The sequence below is a fragment of the Pseudoalteromonas sp. Angola-30 genome, from assembly GCF_028599215.1.
GTDB lineage: Bacteria > Pseudomonadota > Gammaproteobacteria > Enterobacterales > Alteromonadaceae > Pseudoalteromonas > Pseudoalteromonas atlantica.
Genome location: NZ_JAQREI010000023.1, coordinates 23,043 through 42,898 on the forward strand (window position 1 = coordinate 23,043; position 19,856 = coordinate 42,898).

General features: G+C 44.2%; 20 protein-coding genes. All 20 read left to right on the top strand.

The features are described 5' to 3' along the window. The 20 genes from PSH54_RS19170 (at nt 1) to PSH54_RS19265 (ending at nt 19,847) form a co-directional block, all read left to right on the top strand. Complete coding sequence (locus PSH54_RS19170) at nt 1–2,097, top strand: portal protein (RefSeq protein WP_273606867.1); 2,097 nt, start codon at nt 1–3, stop codon at nt 2,095–2,097. Nucleotides 2,098–2,099: 2 nt separating this feature from the next. Continuing rightward, nucleotides 2,100–2,741, top strand: a complete 642-nt coding sequence (locus PSH54_RS19175; RefSeq protein ID WP_273606868.1) for a hypothetical protein — start codon at nt 2,100–2,102, stop codon at nt 2,739–2,741. Further along, on the top strand, nt 2,738–3,034 hold the full coding sequence (locus tag PSH54_RS19180; protein ID WP_273606869.1) for a hypothetical protein: 297 nt from the start codon (nt 2,738–2,740) through the stop codon (nt 3,032–3,034). Before PSH54_RS19175 ends, PSH54_RS19180 begins: the two co-directional genes overlap by 4 nt. After that, nucleotides 3,024–3,326, top strand: a complete 303-nt coding sequence (locus PSH54_RS19185) for a hypothetical protein (protein WP_273606870.1) — start codon at nt 3,024–3,026, stop codon at nt 3,324–3,326. Before PSH54_RS19180 ends, PSH54_RS19185 begins: the two co-directional genes overlap by 11 nt. Next, nucleotides 3,319–3,711 carry a RyR domain-containing protein gene (locus tag PSH54_RS19190; protein ID WP_273606871.1) on the top strand — a complete coding sequence of 131 codons (393 nt, stop codon included), beginning with the start codon at nt 3,319–3,321 and terminating at the stop codon, nt 3,709–3,711. The genes PSH54_RS19185 and PSH54_RS19190 overlap by 8 nt, the downstream gene beginning before the upstream one ends. A 323-nt stretch (nt 3,712–4,034) precedes the next feature. Further along, nucleotides 4,035–5,060, top strand: coding sequence for a hypothetical protein (locus PSH54_RS19195; RefSeq protein WP_273606872.1), 1,026 nt, complete (start codon nt 4,035–4,037; stop codon nt 5,058–5,060). Between the two features lie 9 nt (nt 5,061–5,069). Then, nucleotides 5,070–6,284, top strand: coding sequence for a N4-gp56 family major capsid protein (locus PSH54_RS19200; RefSeq protein ID WP_273606873.1), 1,215 nt, complete (start codon nt 5,070–5,072; stop codon nt 6,282–6,284). 61 nt (nt 6,285–6,345) lie between these two features. Continuing rightward, nucleotides 6,346–6,726 carry a hypothetical protein gene (locus PSH54_RS19205; protein WP_273606874.1) on the top strand — a complete coding sequence of 127 codons (381 nt, stop codon included), beginning with the start codon at nt 6,346–6,348 and terminating at the stop codon, nt 6,724–6,726. Nucleotides 6,727–6,789: 63 nt separating this feature from the next. Continuing rightward, entirely contained in the window at nt 6,790–7,236 is a 447-nt protein-coding gene (locus PSH54_RS19210) for a hypothetical protein (protein ID WP_273606875.1), read from the top strand. Nucleotides 7,237–7,238: 2 nt separating this feature from the next. Continuing rightward, a complete protein-coding gene (locus tag PSH54_RS19215) occupies nt 7,239–7,799 on the top strand; it encodes a hypothetical protein (protein WP_273606876.1) in 561 nt (186 codons plus the stop codon). Beyond that, nucleotides 7,799–8,449 (top strand): phage adaptor protein, encoded by a 651-nt coding sequence (locus PSH54_RS19220; protein ID WP_273606877.1) that lies wholly within the window; start codon nt 7,799–7,801, stop codon nt 8,447–8,449. Before PSH54_RS19215 ends, PSH54_RS19220 begins: the two co-directional genes overlap by 1 nt. A 4-nt stretch (nt 8,450–8,453) precedes the next feature. Beyond that, nucleotides 8,454–11,534 (top strand): hypothetical protein, encoded by a 3,081-nt coding sequence (locus PSH54_RS19225; protein WP_273606878.1) that lies wholly within the window; start codon nt 8,454–8,456, stop codon nt 11,532–11,534. After that, nucleotides 11,524–12,162: a hypothetical protein gene (locus PSH54_RS19230; RefSeq protein ID WP_273606879.1), complete on the top strand. Its 639-nt coding sequence runs from the start codon at nt 11,524–11,526 to the stop codon at nt 12,160–12,162. The genes PSH54_RS19225 and PSH54_RS19230 overlap by 11 nt, the downstream gene beginning before the upstream one ends. A gap of 8 nt (nt 12,163–12,170) precedes the next feature. Next, the gene (locus tag PSH54_RS19235) at nt 12,171–12,497 is read left to right on the top strand and encodes a hypothetical protein (RefSeq protein WP_273606880.1); all 327 of its coding nucleotides are present in this window, start codon (nt 12,171–12,173) and stop codon (nt 12,495–12,497) included. A 43-nt stretch (nt 12,498–12,540) separates the two neighbouring features. After that, complete coding sequence (locus tag PSH54_RS19240; protein WP_273606881.1) at nt 12,541–14,151, top strand: hypothetical protein; 1,611 nt, start codon at nt 12,541–12,543, stop codon at nt 14,149–14,151. Beyond that, entirely contained in the window at nt 14,151–18,077 is a 3,927-nt protein-coding gene (locus PSH54_RS19245) for a phage tail tip fiber protein (RefSeq protein WP_273606882.1), read from the top strand. Before PSH54_RS19240 ends, PSH54_RS19245 begins: the two co-directional genes overlap by 1 nt. Nucleotides 18,078–18,115: 38 nt before the next feature. Beyond that, complete coding sequence (locus PSH54_RS19250; protein WP_273606883.1) at nt 18,116–18,532, top strand: hypothetical protein; 417 nt, start codon at nt 18,116–18,118, stop codon at nt 18,530–18,532. 2 nt (nt 18,533–18,534) lie between these two features. Next, nucleotides 18,535–19,167, top strand: a complete 633-nt coding sequence (locus tag PSH54_RS19255; protein ID WP_273606884.1) for a hypothetical protein — start codon at nt 18,535–18,537, stop codon at nt 19,165–19,167. 9 nt (nt 19,168–19,176) lie between these two features. Next, the gene (locus PSH54_RS19260) at nt 19,177–19,611 is read left to right on the top strand and encodes a hypothetical protein (protein ID WP_273606885.1); all 435 of its coding nucleotides are present in this window, start codon (nt 19,177–19,179) and stop codon (nt 19,609–19,611) included. Then, nucleotides 19,611–19,847 carry a bacteriocin gene (locus tag PSH54_RS19265; protein ID WP_138578732.1) on the top strand — a complete coding sequence of 79 codons (237 nt, stop codon included), beginning with the start codon at nt 19,611–19,613 and terminating at the stop codon, nt 19,845–19,847. The genes PSH54_RS19260 and PSH54_RS19265 overlap by 1 nt, the downstream gene beginning before the upstream one ends. Nucleotides 19,848–19,856: the final 9 nt, after the last annotated feature.

Below are 19,856 nucleotides of genomic sequence, written 5' to 3' on the forward strand. Positions count from 1 at the left end.
ATGGCTGATCACGTAAAATCAAATAAAGACGGCTTTACGCTAGACAAGCTGTTAACGCTACTTGGTGACATTGATAGCCAACCAGATTGGCGCACGCCAGCAACAAAAGCCTGTGCTTATTACGATGGCGACCAGTTAGCGGAAGAAATACGCGCAATACTTAAACGCCGTGGGCAACCTGAAATAGTACACAACATGATTGGCCCCACTATTGATGGCGTACTTGGTTTAGAAGCGCGCTCGCGCTCTGACTTAATGATCGTGGCCGATGATGATAACGGCGAAGAATTAGCAAAAGGCTTAAACGAAAAGTTTAAGGACGCATGGCGTTTATCACATGCTGATCGTGCGTGCTCGGATGCGTATGCAAGCCAATTAAAAAGCGGCATAGGCTGGGTTGAAGTTACTAAAAACCCTATTCCATTCGCTGCGCCATATCGTGTTAAGTATATTCACCGCCGCGAAGTGTGGTGGGATTGGAACGCTCAAGAAGCAGATAGAAGCGATGCACGTTGGATGCTGCGCAAAAAGTGGATGGATTTAGACGAAGCGTTAGCTACGTTTCCTGAGCACAAAGAGGTTTTAAAAAACTCGGTTAACTTGTGGGAAGATTTTTACAACACGGTTGATAAAGAAGGTGTTGATGATCACGCCTTGCACTCAGCCTGGCATGATAGTCAAAGTTGGAACCGTGGCATGAGCGAATGGCTAGACCAAACGCGCAACCGTGTTTTACTTCAAGTTGTTTACTACAAAGTATGGAAACGCGCACACGTTATCAAGATGAGTGATGGCCGTGTAATCGAATACGATAAAAACAACGATTTACACCGCGCAGCAGTACAAACAGGCAAGGTTAAGCTTGAATACGCCTCATTCCCTAATGTGCGTGAAGCGTGGTTTGTTGGTCCTCACCGCATTATAGATAGAGCCAGTGAAGCGCCTAACGGCATGTATAACTTGATACCATTCATTGGTTACCAAAAAGACGCAAGCGGCGAGCCTTACGGCCTTGTTAGTCGAATGATACCCGCACAAGATGGTATTAATGCCCGCGTGATCCGCCTTAACTACTTACTACAAGCACGCCGTATTGTGGCTGATGAAGATGCTACGCAGTTAAGCGATGACAGATTAAAAGAAGAAGTCGAAAAGCCGGACGGTTATATACCGCTAAATCCTGATCGTAAAAGCAAGTTAAAAGCCGCTGATGCGCTAAGCATTCAAAATGATGTAGGTATCGCAGCACAGCAATTTAACCTCATGCAAAACGATATGAAGTTAATTCAGGATACTGCCGGCGTTTATAACTCGATGTTAGGCCAAGACAGCAATGCGACAAGTGGTGTTGCTATTTCTAACTTGGTTGAACAAGGCACTACAACACTTGCTGAGCTAAACGATAACTTTCACTTTTCGCGCAATCGCGTAGGTGATTTATTGCTTGCTTATATCATTGAGGATTTGAAGCCGCAAAATAACATACAGATAACCGTTAATCGTGATGACAAGGCCAAGCGTAAGGCGATTGTGCTTAATCAGCCTAACGAAGAAGGCAAACGCACAAACGATGTAGCGCGATGGAAGGGCCATTTAGCACTCGCGCCGGTTAAAGCTACGCCAACGTATCGCCAGCAGCAAGCAACACTGCTAAGCAACGTTATGGCGCAAATACCGCCAGAAGCACAAGCGGCAACCATGCCTATGTTTGTTGAATTAATGGACCTGCCAAACAAAGAGGAATTTTTAGCAACACTTCGCCAGGCTTTAAACATTCCAAAGCCAAAAGAAGATATGAGCGAAGAAGAACTTGCACAAGCACAAGCCCAAGCTGAAAAAGCACAGGCAATGGAGCAAATGCAAATGCAAGAGATCCAAGGAAAGCTTGAAAAGCTCATGCTAGAACGAGAGCAGCTAAAAGCTAAAATTCTTGAGCTACAGAAGAAAACCGAAACAGAAGAAGTGAAAGATGACAAAGTAATAGCTGAAACTGAAAAGATTTTAAGTGAAGTACGCAGAAGCAACGCGGAAGTAGCCGCAATGAAATCTAACGTACAAGCCAACATTCAACAGCAACTAGACGCGATACAGGTTTAATTATGAGTGGTTTAATTTCACCAATATTAGAACAAGCTGGGTTTGTTAAAAGTAAGCTTGCGCTTGCTATTGAGTGGGTTGCTGAGCTTGATGGATTTAGCCAGCAATGGAATCTTTCTTCGCCGGTAACAATACCGTTTGGCAGTGATTTTAAGGTTTCTGGTGCCGGTATTTTTTCAAGAGACGGATTTTATTTTGCTGCCTCAAAAGATTCTGATAGGGGTAGGTTTATGATTTCAGGGTCAACTGGAAATGTTTATTTTAACGCTTCAAATATAGGAAACTTATCATCTGAAAAATTACAATCCTTAGCTGATGGTAACCCGCACAAGGTTACCTTTCAAAGAGTTAATGGGGTCGATGCATCATTGTTGGTAGATGGTGAGGTCTACATGAGTAATTCTTGGAGTGATCAAGAGGTCTATTTGGACTCCATAGGGGCACAATGGGGTAATAATACATCCATACCTAGTTTTGAAGGTGCTCTATACAATTTCGAGATTGAAATAGATGGTGTATTGACCAATTCAATCCCGCTAACAAACAAAGAGCAAGGAGCTACACAGTTACCAACTGTCGGCAATGTATCAGCATTTATGCCCAACTACACAGACGCAGTATGGAAAAACAAGGCAAAGCTATGAATCTATATCAACTTTACGCTTTTGTAACCGCTGCGGGCTGGGAGCGTTCACTGTCTACTCGTTGGCCTGATGCGCCTTTAATTAACAATTACCGCTTATTAGTTTTCACTAACCAAGACTTACCAAAGCTTAAAACTGAATATTCAACCGCCGAATTTAAAGAGCTATCTACAGAGAAAACAATTGAAGCAATCAACGCGGGCGAAATCGGGCCATTTATTTGCGATATTAACCAAGCGCGTAAAATTGTTGCGCACTTCACACCAGTAGAGGACGAGCAAAATGCCGTTTAGACCAAACATTACAATCCAGCCTAAAACAACAAATGATGTTTTAGCTTTACTTAATGAGCAACCCAATTTGCCGCAGTTACCAGTAGGCACAGTGCTTAAAATACAAAACAAAAGTGAAGTTGATGTGTTTATCCATGAAACGGACGGCGAGCCGACTTCTAATGACGGTGGCTTAGCTATTTACCATAAGGGCTGGCGCTATGAAACAAACGCAAGCGCACCAGGCATAAAGGCAACGGTTAAGGGAACAACGGTAGCTGTACTTGGCATTGAGGTGGTTGAAAGTGAGTAAACAATTAGAAAGCCTAGACCACATACCAGATGAACACATGGAGCAAATACAGGCTATTGCAAAAATGTGCCACGAAGTTAACCGCGCATATTGCGCAGCGCTTCGAGAAGAACAGCCAGCTTGGGAAGATGCCCCACAATGGCAAGTTGACTCAGCAATTAAAGGCGTAGCGTTCCATATATTAAACCCTGACGCACCGGCAAGTGCTTCGCACGATAGCTGGATGGCCGAAAAAGTCGTTGCTGGCTGGAAGTACGGCAAGGTGAAAGACGCGGATAAAAAAGAGCATCCTTGCATGGTGCCTTTTCACCACCTACCAGTAGAGCAGCAAGCTAAAGACTATATTTTTAGCGCGATAGTAAAACAAGCCATTCACGCGGGGTAAGCATGAACGTACTCAAGCACTGGTTTTTAAAATACATAATGCCAGCGTTTGAGCCGGCTAAGATAGAAAAATCAAATGACGCGGTACGGCCTGCGTCTTATTTAAAAAATGGCCGGCGAGTAACAGCAATTAGCTGGGGAGGTTTCAATGTAAAGCTCCGCAAACCATACAGATAAAGATATTTACGTACTACGCAGAAACGAAGCCGCTTTTGAGCAATCAGAGGCGGCTTTTTTGTGCGATGCACAAAACTCGCAAGGGCAGCGATACGCCTAAATTTTAATTTTCGTAACCATACGTTAAATGGTCGATGGGGTAATAAAGTGGATGAATTAGACGAGATATTAGCAACTGGCACTGATGAAGAAATCGAGGCGGCATTAGCAGGCCTAGATATTGATGGTGAAACACTATTTGGTGGCGAAGATGGCGAAAAAGAGCCTGTAGTAGAAACCAAACAAGAAGCACCAACAGCCGAGCCAGAGCCAAAGCAGGAAGTAAGCGAAGCACCAGCTAAAACAGACGTAGAAGGGGAGTCGTCAACCAAAGAGGGTGAAGCACCAGAAGGTTTTGTTGAAATTGACGGCAAGTATTACGTTGAAGCAACGGACGTTAGCAGTAAAAACGGTCAACACAGTTTGCCGTATGAAGTGCTAGCACAAGCGCGTGAACGCGCAGCAGCAGCCGAAGCCGAAAAACAACGTATCGCCCAAGAAAAAGCAGAGCTTGAAAGTCAGTTTGAGGAAACCAAACGTGTAGCCGAGTTACACAGCAGCCAGTTAAAAGAGGCTGGTATGGACCCACGCAAACTGCCAGGTGAAATGCTTAAAGATCCTGAGCTAATGGAGCGTATTAAAGATGAATACCCGGAGCTTGGCGAATTAGTTAGTGAGTTAGCTAGCCAAATTCAGCAATACGGTTCAAAGAACCAGCCGGCGCCAGAAACACCACAAGCACCTTCACAAAATGAAGTGCAAGAAGCGTTTGCGCAATCACAGCACTTAAAGCAGTGGATGCAAAATGACGTTGATAAGTGGGATATGGCAAAGGTTATTGATGACAAGCTCGCTAAAGACCCATCGTTTGCAAACAAAACAGTCGCAGAGCGATTTAAAGAAGTTGAAAAGCGCGTACAAAGCGCATTTGGCGAACAGCACAAGCCTAAGCCAAGCAACACCGACTCTGCACCAATCCCAAATACACCTACTGACATAGGCACACAGGCAAGTGATTTAAATGCTAGTGCCGGCTTACTTGAAAAAGACGCAGCGACTATCGCAGCCGAAATGGAAGGTATGACGGAGCAGCAAATAGAAGCAATGCTTGAGAGCGCGTCAGATTTTCTCTAGGAAATTAAAATGAGCACAATTACAAAAGCACAAGCGGCCAAAATGTTTGGCGCTGCCCTGTTTACACATACACGCCGTCAAAATACGTTCGTGAACATGCTAACAGGTGCCGCACCAAAAGCGGCTAAAGCAGACAAAGCACACGGCAAAAAGCAAACTGAAAAGGGCGCGCCGGTGGTTATGATCAACGACTTGCAAAGCCAAGCCGGCGACACGGTTGAAATGGATTTATTCCACAACCTTAACGGCTTACCAACAATGGGTGATAAGAAACTGGAAGGCCGAGGCGAAAGCTTGAGCAAAACAGTGTTTGAGTTACGCATTGACCAAGGCCGTAAGATGGTTGATAGCGGCGGTAAAATGTCGCAAAAGCGTACTAAACATGATTTGCTTAGCACTGCTAAAACGTTGCTAGGTAACTACTACAACGACTTAAAAGATGAAGTGGCCATGTACCACCTTGCCGGTGCGCGTGGTTCATATGCGCCAAGCGATTTCATCATTCCAACCGAAGATCATAGCGAATTTAAAGAAATCATGGTCAATGATGTTCTGGCACCAACGTATGACCGTCACCAGTTTGGTGGTGATGCGACTAGCTTTGAAGCGATTGATGCTGCGGATATTATGACGCTAGAAAAGCTGGACGACTTAGCGCTTATTTTGGAAGAACAAGCCAACCCAATGAAGCACATTAGCTTTGAAGCTGACCAAATGGCGAACGAGTCGCCTTTCTTCTTATTATTCGTGACCCCGCGCCAATGGCGTGACCTTTGGGCTTCTGCGACTGATAAAAAGTTACAAGAGCTTCAATCTCGCGCAATTAAACGCGGGCAAGGTTTCAACCACCCTGTATTCAAAGGTGATGTGATCATGTGGCGCAATATTCTTGTGCGTCAATACCGCAAGCCAGTTCGTTTCTTTGCGGGCGATACGGTAACAGTATCTAACAACGATAAGAAAGCAACAACCAAGCAAGTAACAGCCGGTACAACCATTGACCGCGCTATCTTACTTGGTGGTCAAGCGCTTGCGAATGCTTACGGTAAGTCTGATTCAGGCTCGCACTTCTCTATGACTACAGAGAAAACCGACCACGGCAACGCAAACGAAACCGCTATCGTGTGGATGAATGGCTGTAAAAAAGTACGCTTCTCTGATAAGACAGGCCGCGTAAACGATTACGGCACAATGGTCCTTGATACTGCGGTATCTCTACAGTAAGCCCCTTTTAGCCGGAGCAATCCGGCTTTTTTATTTTAACTTTTAGTAATTGGATAAAATTATGAAAGAAACATTTTATAAAGGTGCCGCCGGTAATCTATCGCTTCACCTGGTAACAATTTCGCTTGCTGCTTTAGCTACTGAGGCGACAAAAGTTGTCACTGAGTCTTTACCTATTGGCACGCAAATCACAGGCGTTCGCATTGTGAATGAAGCGCTAGGCACTGGCACTAAGCTAACTGCTCAAGTTGTAAGCCATGAAGGCGATACCACCGACTTAGTTGAGTTTGACACTGAATCGGCGGGCAATGGTGGCGCATTCATTAAGCCGGCTTACATTGGTGATGAAGGCCCAAGCGATTTAGTTGTTAAAAATACGGGTTCTTCTTCTGCTACCGGCGAAGTTGTACTTCAATTAGAGTACCGATACACAGGTTACTAAGCCTTTTCGATACACGTTTAAATCAAGCCCTGCTATTGCGGGGCTTTTTATTGGGGAAAATCCATGAGCAATACAACTAATATCGTTTACATCGGTAAGAAACCTTTTAAAAAAGATACCATATGTAGCACACGCACCATTTTTAAGCAGGGCGTGCCAACACCTGTACCGGCAGAGCTTGCACAACGCTTTTTAGATTTTGGTGAGGTATGGGTGGCTGAAAAAGAAGCCAAGGGCCACATTGAGCGCCAAAAATTCCTAGAGGAACAAGCAGAAAAAGAGCGTCTTGAGCGCGAAGAAGCTGAAAAGCAAGCACAGTTAGATGCAAGCCTTGTTGTAACCGTAGACGGCGAAGAAATTGATTTAGGCAAGTACAGTTCAAAACAGCTTGATACATTCGTTGTAGCGCATGATCTCGTTATTGAAGGTGCTAAAAAGCCGGTGCCTGATTATCAGCTAAAAGTACGCGATGCAATGCGCGCTAAAGCAGCGGACGAAGGCGAAGAATAATTATGGCGCAATTATCTAGCTTGATCCCGTTAGTTCGTGAGCGCTGCGGGGGCGTTCTTGATCAAATGGCGAAAGACCAGCTAGGTCGCGCCTACCAAAAATTTTGTTATGAATCTCGCTTTTTGGCTCGCACTCAAGAAATTGAGCAGGGGCAGGACGGGGCGCTTAACATTGATAGTGATCATGTGTTTGTTAGCGTTGATTTTGTTTTAGATGCTAATGGATACGAGCTTAAAAGCTCAGATGATTACACCGTATCACCCAATGGCACTGTTACGGTTATAAACACAACGCCAAAGGTGCGCGTGTTTTACCATATCGCCCCGCAATTCCTACTACCCAATGACTTTGAAGCGGACAACACCATTGTTAACCGCTGGGCTGATACGATTGCCGATGGAGCCGCAGCGAATTTATTAATGATGCCTAATACCGATTGGACTGATCTGGCAAAGTCTGACTACTACAAGCGCCGTTTTACAGATGGCTACCGCGATGCTTTTCGAGTTGCCGTTAACGCACTGGACGAGCAAAGACCTTCACAACCAAGAGTGTTTTACTAATGGCTATTGTTTCCTCAAATGAAATCTTAATGCGCGTTAATAAGCTACTTAATGATCCAAACTTTACACGATGGACCAAAGAAGAACTGCTTAATTACCTTAATGACGCGCAGCGTGCAATTGTATTGCGCCGACCAGACTCTTATACCGTAGATACCGATGATTTTACGTGTGTAGAAGGCACTAAGCAGTTGTTGCCGGTTGATGCGTTAAAGCTTATTGATGTGACGCGAAATGAATCAGGCAAAGCGATACGCGGGCCATACAATCGCCAAGTGCTCGATGATAACTACGACACATGGTATGCGGGCAAAGAGTCAAGCGAAGTTGAGCTTTATATCTATGACGAGCGCAACCCCAAGACGTTTTATGTTTACCCAGGCGTTATAGCAGACGTAAAGCTAACGCTTGTTTATTCAAAAGCACCGCCGGCTATTAGCTTGGCAGATAATGAAGCGGGCGAAGTCATTGCACTAGATGATATTTACGTTAACGCAATTATTGAATGGATTTTATATCGCTCATACATGAAAGACGCTGAATATGCGGCCAATCCGAATAAGAGCCAAATGCACATGAACGCGTTTAAAAGCCAGCTAGGTGAGAAAAGCCAAGCTGATGTAGCGATGATGAGTGAGGAAAAGGGGTAATAACATGGCAGCAAGCGCAGGCGCGTGGTATCGCGTAGGTAAAGTAAACGTAGTTGGTGGTAGCCAATCAATCGTTGGTGTTGGTACAAACTGGCAAAGCGATGTAATTGCTATCGCTATTGGTGATGCTTTTACGCTAGATGCAAAGACTTGGTACGAAGTGGTTGCAGTCAATAGCGACACAAGCATTACATTAGATCGCGGCTTTGAAGGCGGCACAGACACAGATAAATCATATGCAATTTTACGTAACACTTCCGGCACGATACTCACACGCATAGCCGGACAGGTATCCGTTCAATTCAACCAAAAGCAATTGTTCTTAGATGAATTGCGCACTTGGCTTAACTCAGATAACGAAACAGAAGAATTAACCGACAGCCATGGTTTGAAGCAGTCACTTAAAACGCCATCGCAAATGGTGCGTGATCATGATAATAAGCTCGCTGAGCTAGATGCTATAAACCCTTATCCTTGGGCTATGCGTAAGGTTGACTTTGAGAACGATAGAGCGGCCAACAGCGAAAAGTATGCAGCCAGTGGTTTTGTGCATTTTGGTAAACATTGGGATAATGAAACGCCAAACAAATTTATTGGTGAGGGATTATATACTCATCATTCCATAGAAAACTCACTCCTTTTAGGTAGAGGTACTGGCGATACAAGTGTCAAAGGCAAATCAGACACAATTTATCCTGTAGTTTGCATGGCGGGAGTAGAGATCAAGCTAACTTATCTTGGCGAAAACTCTGCCGGAGGTAGAAATAGAATATCATTCCCACCCGCAGAAAACGGATTGAGAACGTATGACACATCTAACGGCAATGTTGTTGTTCATTCATCGTCAGCTATAGCGCTTGCAAGTGAAACTGATACAAATAAAATAGTCACTGATAGAGTTGATATGTGGGGTTTGGAGTTGTTTCTAAGAGAAATAAACGACAGCGACCCTTTCGTGTATCCACAAGGATTAATACAAAGTCAAAACCCAAGAATTAGCGGCTTATACACAGTTATAGACAACGTAAGACCTGCCAGTTATTTTGCGTGGTTTGCCGGTGATGAAAGCAGCGTAGGGAAAGGCTTTAATTGGCAAACAGCAACCGAAGCGCAAAGAAAAATAATAGCAAGCGATCCAGATAACAATATCTATTTTGATGATGAAACAGGAAAATTTTATCAGTGGTGCGTTCGTGGCCGCAGCTTTGCAGGTGCGGGTAATGGTGATTGGGAAAATGTAAACTCTAAAAAAGCGGCGCTGTCTTGGTCATCTTCATCTAACGAAAATAAGCGCGTAGAAATACAAGGTAGTGGCGATTCCGCCGGCTGGGTTGGCTCAGGCAGTGGTAATCACTACTATGGAGAGTTATCACCAAACCATAAAAAAACGGGCCTCTTTTCTTCTTATGGTGAAGGTGAAGCTCAAAATGCTGTAAATGGCGAAGCGTACTTTTTAGTTTGCGGAACGGTTCTGAGATTAAATAAGGGTGCTTACCATCCAAGCTTTAATCCTTTGGGAACTAGAGGGTTTACAAATTCATCAGGGCAGTCGTCTGTAACTTGGGCCGCTTCAAATATGCGTCAAAAGCCAAGCAGCAAAGGGGATTGTTTTTCATATCCCACCAGTGGATACCCTTACACGGATGGGCTAGTTTTTTCTAGTGGTCCTGACTCATCGACAGGAGGCGTTTTAGGTGGGGGCTCAAAGCGTCCAGACGACCGTTATTATGATGTGATTTATGCTAGCGGTGCTGGCGGTGTTGTTGGTGATTTAAGATACTTAGCTAGAGGACTTGTCGAGAAGGACTTTATAGAGGCGGATCAAAATATAAAGCAGGGAGTTTATAGAGGCATTGAATATATGCCATATACAGGCTTTAAAGTTAACCTGACTCAAGTTAGCGCCGGCGGTTCTGCTGCGTACATTGATAATGGCGATATTAACTATACAAAGTTAGATGGAACGCAGTCAGTTTTCAGCACAGCACCAGCCTACGGCGGCGGGTTGAGCGCCTTAAACCTTGTCTTGGTTCGCGTTTCAGATGGTGTAATATTTAAGACTACCGCTTGGAATAATGAATTTCACTCTAGGCTCATGCAGTGGGATGGATCGCAATACAATGACTGCACAGGAACTTCTGACGAGTACAATACAGAATATCGAGGTTACCTTTTTGATGGCTCATACCCAATAACCGAGTATCCAGCAACCAGCCTTGCTTATTCTAGGGCTAACCAAGGCACGCTAGGCCATTATTTTTATGGAAGGCCAACCAGAAAAGTATTAAGTGAAATTCCTATATCTTTTGAATATTTGCATACTGAGGTTTTTGGCAATCCCTCAGATATTATTGCTACAAGCGACTTTAAAGATGGATGGATCGGAACATGGAACCCTTCATTGCCTGATGGGACGAGTACGCGCCATGTTTTAAGTCGTAAGGTTATTGATGACACAAAAGATTTAAGTACATACACCAATGATCATGGTGAGACCTGGGGAACATCATTAACTGGACATAACCTTGATCAGCCTAAAAACTATGTTACTCACTATTCTATTTTTGCAGAGGGCAATGTTGTTGCCTATCAGTACCCAGCTTTGTCGCTGATAGCAAATGAACATGACAATGTACCAATGAAAGGCAACCCCCCCTCAACAGCTTTCTTCTCAAGCAGGCACGATCTTTATATAGCACTTAGCTACTCGTTAACAGGGCGCGTAAATAAAGATGATTCTGTAGGTACGGTTTCTTATGGTTCGCTGTCATTAGAAAGGTACACGCTGTTATCTAACTCTTTTTACGAGCCAAGACAATCGCCGACACATGCGCCTATAAACCTTTCAGATCCGACAAATGACAGCCCAGCATTTAAAGCCATTTCTTATAACGTAGAAGATTCAGGGCAGGCTTACATACAGTATGCCTACTGCGAGCTTAGCTATGCCTCTGATTGGGGTGACGATAGCAAAATACATATTGGAGATAAGCAAGCGGTGCGCCTGGATGATAACGGTAACGCGGTTATTTATGGCACAGCACGCATTGTAGAGCCTTTAGGGTGGATTAAAAATGACAAATAATCTTTTAAATTTTATCGTCCTAGACGAAAACCAAGAGCCTGCTTTAAATGAGCAAGGTTTACCGCAACTACTTCCACGGCCAGATACTAAAACCACACAGGATATTGAGCGTTTAATTGCGCTCAGCAAACCGGTGGAGGTGATCAATAAATTCGCTGAGCTAACAAGCTTGGGTGAACAGTGGGATTGGGCGCAAAGCTATTACGCTTATTTGGTTGATAAGTATGAAGCTGAGCAATACAACGCAAACCTACCTGAACCAGTTGAAAATGAAGAAGGCGAGCTAATAGAGCCCGAGCCAAAGCCATTACCAGTAGAGCCAGAACAGCCAACCGTAAAAACCGTTGAGGACGTACTTGCGCCATATAGTCACCACATAACCAAGCTCAAGGGAATAGAGCATAAAGGTGTGTGTGTAACGCTTAATGAGGCCAATCAAAACGGGCTATCTGCGCTTAAAAGTGCGCTTGAGCTTGCCACTGAGTTTGGTGAAGTCGAGCAATTTTTTCCAATTAAATTCAATGCGGAAACGTCAAGCGGCGTGCAGGTATTGCTTTTAGAGGATGAAGCGGAATTTAAACAGTTTGGCTTAAATTTCATCATGGCACGCAAGGCGTTATTTGAATAGGGGTAGGTATGTCGACAGCATTAAAAACAGTAAGAACGTTAATAGGCTACATTTTATGTGGCCTTTTATTTATTGGGCCTTTCATTATTTTATCGGTATTCGCCTTGTTTGGTAGCGTGTGGGCTTTCAACAGCCTATACAGTATTGATATAGCTATTTGCAGTATTTGCCATGGCACAAAGCTCGAATCAATATCAGCGCGTAGCTTTAGGCTATCGCACGACAAGCGCTATTATTATCAAATGCGAGTCATTGATATGCTAGCAAAGCCTTTCGATGGTGATAACCATTGCAAGCGTGCTCATAAATGGGAATGCAAGGTTATCAATTTGTAATTCCCGCCCTTCCAAATAACTCAAATTAAAATAAGCGAATCCTATGCCTGCAATATCCGTTAAAACTTTTGCCGGTGAACGGCCTAAAGTCGATCCTCGTTTACTCCCCAATGAATCAGCATCTAAAGCGTATGGTTGTCATTTTGATAATGGCAACCTTTCACCGCTAAAGCGTCCCGCGCTAACCGGTACATCTGTACTACCAAACGCAAAAACAATTTACCAGCACTTAAATGAACATTGGTTTGCATGGGATAAAGAAGTTAACGCAGTGGCGAGTCCTATTGCTGATGATCCATGGCAACGCGTTTACTTTACCGGTGATGGCTACCCAAAAGTTACAAACAACGCCATATTTAGCGGTGAAAACATGCCTGCAAACGCTTACCGTCTTGGCATTCAATCGCCAGAGGTGCCAATTATCGCGATTGTTACCGATGCAGCCACCGATGAAATAGATCCAAATGACGATGAAACACGCTATTACACGCATACGTTTGTCACTGAGCAGGGCGAAGAAGGACCACCAGGTGAAGCGTCACAACGTATTGATATAGAGTATCCCGATGAAGAAGGCACATATGTAACGTTGTCTTTTTCACCACCAAACGTCAATGTATCAAACATTACTCACCGCAGAATATATCGCACAGCAACCGGCGGCGGCATTGCTGATTATTTATTTGTAGCTGAAATCCCTATTTCTCAAAATCAATTTGTTGATGATATTCCAACGGACGAGCTAGGATCTTCACTTGATACTTACGATTATGAAATGCCAAACGAAAACATGATTGGCTTAACGTCAATGGCGAACGGCATACTTGCGGGTTTTTTTGATAGTACGGTTTGCTTTAGCGAGGCATATTTGCCTTATGCTTGGCCTAGTGGTTACCAGCTAACAACTGAGCATGAAATTGTAACCGCTGCTGCGCTTGGGAATACGCTTGCAGTATTAACAAAAGGCTACCCTTACTTATTCAGCGGCATAAGCCCCGATGCGATGGCCGGCCAAAAGCTAGAGTCTAACCAATCATGCACAAGCGCACGCTCAGCGGTGATCGTAAATGGCACGTTGATATACGCGAGCCCTGACGGTTTGATAGGCTTAACCAGCGGCGGGCTAACCATGTTAACTAACCAGGTAATAACGCGTGAACAATGGCAAGAGTATGAGCCCGAAACAATCGAAGCGTATCACCAAGAAGGCCGTTATTTAGCTTTTTACGGTGCCAATTTAGATAAAGCGTTTATATTCGACCCGAACACCGGTGATTTTAGGCATTTTACTGCGACTGCGAATTGTGGATTTAACAGCCTTGTTGATGACACTTTGTATATTTGCCAAGGCGCTAACTTGAGTAAGTGGGAGTCTAGCCCATCTTACATGAGCTACGAATGGCAATCTAAGAGCTTTTCAGCAAGCGACCTAAGCTTTGCATGTGGTTTAGTTAAGGGCGTTAATGTGGCGCTTTCAGGGGTTCGTATTTACGCCGATGACGTAGAGGTTTTGCATTTAGAACCGGGGCAGATACCGAACAACGCTTTTCGGTTACCGCCAACGCGGGGTGACTCATGGAAATTTGAGGTTTATGGACAGGGAGTAATTCACAGCGTTTCAATTGCAACGACAATGCGAGAGGTTGCGGCTTAATGGCAAAATTAAAAAAAGGCACCTTCCCAGGCATAGTAAGAAAAGGCCGACAAGATCCCACCAGTAGCGCTATTACCGAAAACATAGAAATACTCACAGGGCAACGTGGTAATAATCGGGCTTTATTAATTAGCGACCTTGTTGATCTTGACGATATGAAACGTCAGGCACTTATTAATAATGCGAGTGGCGGCACGAATGACGGCGGGTTACCAATTACAACCGGCGGAGTGGAAAGGCCACACGCGCCTGTTAATCTATCGGCCACAGGTGGCTTTACATTTATTGCAGTGAGCTGGGATCACCCCACTTATAGAGGCCATGCCTACGCTGAAATATGGCGCAGTGAAACAGATTCATTTGGCAGTGCTACGCTTATAGCTACCGAAGTCGCAGACGTATTTAGCGATACTGTAAGTATGGGGGCGGAATACTATTATTGGGTTCGTTTTGTAAACGTTGCCGATATGAAAGGACCGACACAGGGCGCAGCCGGTGTTTTTGCAAAAACGCAAAAGTCGGCAGAACTTATACTCGATGAAATTGGCGGGCTGATAGAAAAATCGCATTTGAGTGACTTTCTATCAACGACAGTCGATAAAATACCAGGGCTAGAATATTTAATTGACGATATTGCGCTTAATGAAATACCAGCGTTAAAAGTAAACATTGATAACTTTGATTTAGATATAGACGAGTTACGCGCCGATGTTGACCAACATTTAATTGATATTCCAAGCATACAAGAGCGCATAGAAAGCCTTGATACTATTACGGAGCAGGCAAAGCAAGATGCTGAGGACGCGATAGACAGAGTTGAAGCACTCGACTTTGATACGGATTCATTAGCTAGGCAGCTAATTGAAAGCGCGCTTGTAGGCGATCTAAATTGGGAGGCGAATGCGGTTAAGCTGTATGAGTTTGAATCTAAGCTTGGCGATGTTAATGCACGCATAGAAGCCGAGTTTTTAACAAAGACAGAAGCAAATGAAGCCATAGCCGCTGCAGCAGAAACCATACAAGTAATGATAGAGGAAAATGGAACCGCGTTAAGTGGCGACATTGCAAATACCTACTACACCAAAGCGACTACAGACGAAGCGATAGCCGCTGCAACGCAAACGCTTAGATCATTAATTGAAAACCCCGAAGGCGACAGCGTAGGCGCTACGCTATTCAACGATTACTACACATCAACTGCTACAGACAATGCAATAGCAGCTTATGGCCTACAGTTAAAAAGCGAGATAGAAGATCCGGACGGTGAAAGCCTTGGCGCGCTAATAAAACAAGACTACAGCACAACAGTAGAAACTAATTTAGCTATTAGCCAAGCAACAACGCAGCTTAAATCTACGATAGACGAAGAAGTAAGCGCGACACTTACGCAAGATTACTACACCAAAACAGAAGCTAATGAAGCAATAGCGTCATCAGCTCAATTGCTAAAATCTGAAATTGAAGATCCTATGGGTAACAGCATAGGCGCTACGCTATTTCACGAATACAGCACAAAGGCCAATGTAGACGAAGCCGTATCAAGGGCTATATTTCAAGTAAGTAGCGAGATAGAGCTTGTAAATGAACCATTAGCACAAGCAGTCATTGAAAACGCCCTTGCCAACGACCAGCAAGCGCAAAGGCAAAACATTGTTACTGCAAACATATTGCGGACCCAAGAAGCGACCACAACGCAAACAGAAGCGATGGCACAGTCCATTACGGTGCTAGAAGCTAATTACCTTGATAATGAGTCTCAGATCACGCAACTTAGCGAAGCCTTTGCCGATGCTACGAGCGCGACAGCTAATAACATTATACAGCTTGATACAAAGGTAGATGAAAACAAGGCATTTTTAGAAGTTAATTATTTAACGAAAGTCGATACAGAAAGCGCCATAAGCCAAGCAACAAACGCAATGCAAAGCGCAATAGAAGGGGCTACCTCTGATATTTATGAAAACTTTTTAACCTCTGTAGAGACAGAGCAAGCAATTAGCCAAGCTACAACCGTTTTAAAAAGCGAAATTGAAGATCCAAACGGTAACAGCCTGGGCGCAACGTTATTTAATGACTTTCAAACAAAAGCTGATGCGGACGAGTCAACAGCCTCGGTGAGTCAACAGCTAAGAGCGGAGTATGAGCCAAGTGCTCAAGCAACTATTGAAAACGCGCTTGCTAATGACCTCGCAGAAGAAAGGCGCTTATTTGCAGAGGCGGATATAATTAACCGTCAAAACGTGATAGCGAACGAGCAGCAAGCAGCGGCCGAAAATTTAACACTACTGAATGCCGCCATAGGTGAAAACCAAGCCGGCTTATACCGCTTACAAACAACCTTTGCCAGTAGAACAGAGGCAACAGCTCAAGAAATTTTAAAGCTTGATAGCGATGTTGGCGGGGTTAAAGCGGACCTATTAAACAACTACTTAACTAGCGCAAAAGTAGGCGAAGCAATAGCCAGCGCGGATACTGCGCTACGCGCAATCATAGAAGATCCCGAAGGCAACAGTATAGGCGCGGATTTACAGTTAAACTATTACACAAAGTCTGATACAGAAAGCGCTATAAGCTCAGCCACTAACGCGCTTAGGTCACTTATAGAAGATCCGGAAGGGAGCAGTATTGGCGCGCTTATCGTCAATAATTACACCACCAAAACGGAATCAGAGCAGGCAATAGCAACCGCATCCGAAACGCTGTTATCCGAAGTAAACGGTGTAAGATCATCGCTACAAACAGTAAGCGAGACAGTCGCAACAAACCAAGGTGAGTACAGCGCATTATGGGGTGTTAAGTCTACTGTTAATGGACTCACAACAAGTATTGGTCTTGTTAATGATGGTGTTGAACCTATATTCGCAGTTAAAGGCGCTAAGTTTGCTGTTATAACAGATCAAGATCCTACCAACTTAACACCTATTTTTGCTGTATCGGATGGCAAGACAGTTATTAATACGGCGATTATTGACGAGGCATTTATAAAAAGCCTGGTCACTGATGACCTGCTTGCCAATAGATTGCTTGTTGGCTCAAGGCTGACAACGCCATCAATTAACTACAACCCAAGCAACGGTGCTCGCAGCAGTAACTTTTCGATTGACCCGAACGGTAACATGCTTGCTAAAAGTGCCACGCTTCAATCTGTAACCATTAAAGACAACAACGGCAACGTTGTTATGTCATCTACAGGCGCAATACCGTCCTCTAAAGTGACAGGGCTAGGCAATTTAGCCTCTAAAGACTCATTGAGCTACAACGAGCTAAGCGGCAGGCCAAACCTAGGCTCGCTGGCTTATTTAAACTCACTGGCATATGACAGCATAACGGGCAAACCTTCACTTGGCCCATTCGCAGGACTTAGTAAAATATTGAGTTCAAATGTGACTACGTATATTGCTAACGGTGCTATTGGTTCCGCTCAGATAGATCAGGCGTACATAAATCAGCTATTTGGTAATAACGCCAGCTTTTTTGGCACCGTTTACGCGGAGAATTTAAGCGGGGATATTACCGATACCGCAATAAAAGAGTTTCCTGTTAGAACAATGGACGCAAATAGCTTAACAACTATTGCTACTATAAACGTAGGGAGCGCTAGCTTTGATCGAGTGCTGTATATGAAAAAGGCTTCATTTACTATCACATACAAGGATGCGTCAGACACTAGATTTAGATTTTTAATATACAAAGGCTCCACTAAGCTACTTGATAGAGCGGTAAGAAAAGATACAGGCATTTTGGAAGATGTACTTTTAAATATACCAACCTCAATAACGGGAGAGCTATCTCTTAAAATGATAAGCAATAAAGGCGCTGAAACCATAGGCGGCGGTTTTGGCGGTACTATTTATCCTGGAACAACTCCTTATCTGCCACAAGACGTTTTATTTCAAATATTCAAAAAGGGTTCATCACTTTCATAATGGATAAACCCCCCATAATAGGTTAATATTTTATCACAATGGAAAAGTCACACCTGCAATGCGTGTCATGGTCTAAACACCGTGACCGGCTTAAAGAGCCAATAACTCGAATAGGCAATATTGCAAACGACCCGCACCTATACCAAGAAATCGACAAAGCCTGCTCAAACGAGTGGGCTTTTTTGTTTTTGGTGCCTGATGGTTTCTTTATCTTGTGGCCGCGCCACATTGAAAACCAAACATATATTGAGATCACTGTCGCGTCTTGCTATGGCGGGAACGCAATGATCCGCTATCAACCACACGTTATTGAGCTTGCTAAACGTGGCAATGCTTCATTCATCGAATTTTTAACAGCTAGAAAGGGCTTTAATAAAGCAGCTCCCCGTCATGGGTGGCAGCTCGCTTGTGAGCGTAAAGGCCTAAAAGTATGGCGCAATTATATTAGAGGTTAAGCATGGGCGGTTCTACTGACGTTAAAGAAACCGAATATGAAAAAGAGCTAGCAAAAGTATATGCCGAGGAATGGGGCTACTACCAAGAGAGTATTGTTCCATTTGAAAATCAGGTTATTGAAGATGCTAAGCAGGCCAATGACGAAAGTGTTTACGATGACATAGCCGAGAACACCAACATTGGTTATAAAAAATCGTTTTCAGATGCCAGCAATAACGCACTTTCAAGCATGGAAGCCAATGGCATAAATCCCAATAGCGGCAAGTTTAAAAGCGTTGTTAGTGATATGGCAGACAATGAAGCGTCAGTAACAAGCGATGCTAAGTCACGATCACAAGTGGCCGGCCAAGAGCGTTACATAGGCAAAATGAGTAATGTAATGGCAATGGGCCAAGGGCAATCACAAGAGGCGACAGCAACGCTAAGCGACATAGCAGCAAGCTCGCAACAAAAAGCATTTAATGATGCCAGCAATAGCCGACAGCAAATAGACTCAGTATTAGGCGCTGCGGGTGCATTGGCTGGCGCAGCAGGTAGCTATTACAGCAACTTGCCAGCAGATAACGGGCTCGCTGATATGGATAACGTGATCACAGGCACGCCGAGCAATAATTCTAACCAATGGACCACGTAGGAGAAATGTATGGACGAAGATTTTGAATACGATATTTACGGTATTGATCCCACTAATATCAGAACAGACAGCTATCAAGACGCATTAGCTGATCTAACTCGCCAGCAATTTGAAGATTACAAAAACCGTTTCTTACCAGTTCAAGAAGAATTGTTCGGTCTTGCTACCAGCGACAAACTGTTAAATGAGCAATTAGAGCGCAACGGAAAAAATATAGACACTTCGTTTAAGCAATCAGAAGTGGCCGAGGCACAGCGCTTAGGCCGATACGGTTTAGCACCGGACGAAACAAAACAAAGCAGCGCTAACACAGGCCTTTTAAAAAGCCTTACAACGGCCTCTGTAAATAATGAAACGCGTGAATCTGTAGACGATTTACAAAACCAAATACTAACGGGGCAAGGCGGCGCGCCTCAGTCTCTAGCTGATATTGGAGGTAGCTAATGGGCTATTCAATTATGCAAGCAGGCCAAAGTACGAAGAACAAGGCCACAGGCTCACTTAAAACATTGTCGGATATGGAACAAAACCGTGAAATGACAAATGATAATTTAGATCAGCAGCAGAAAAGCGCGCAAATGAGCGGTACAGCAAGCGGGGCTATGGCCGGCGCTATGATTGGCGGTCCTTGGGGTGCGGCTATTGGCGGTGCAATTGGTTTTGTTGCGGGTTCACTTTAAGGGGTAATG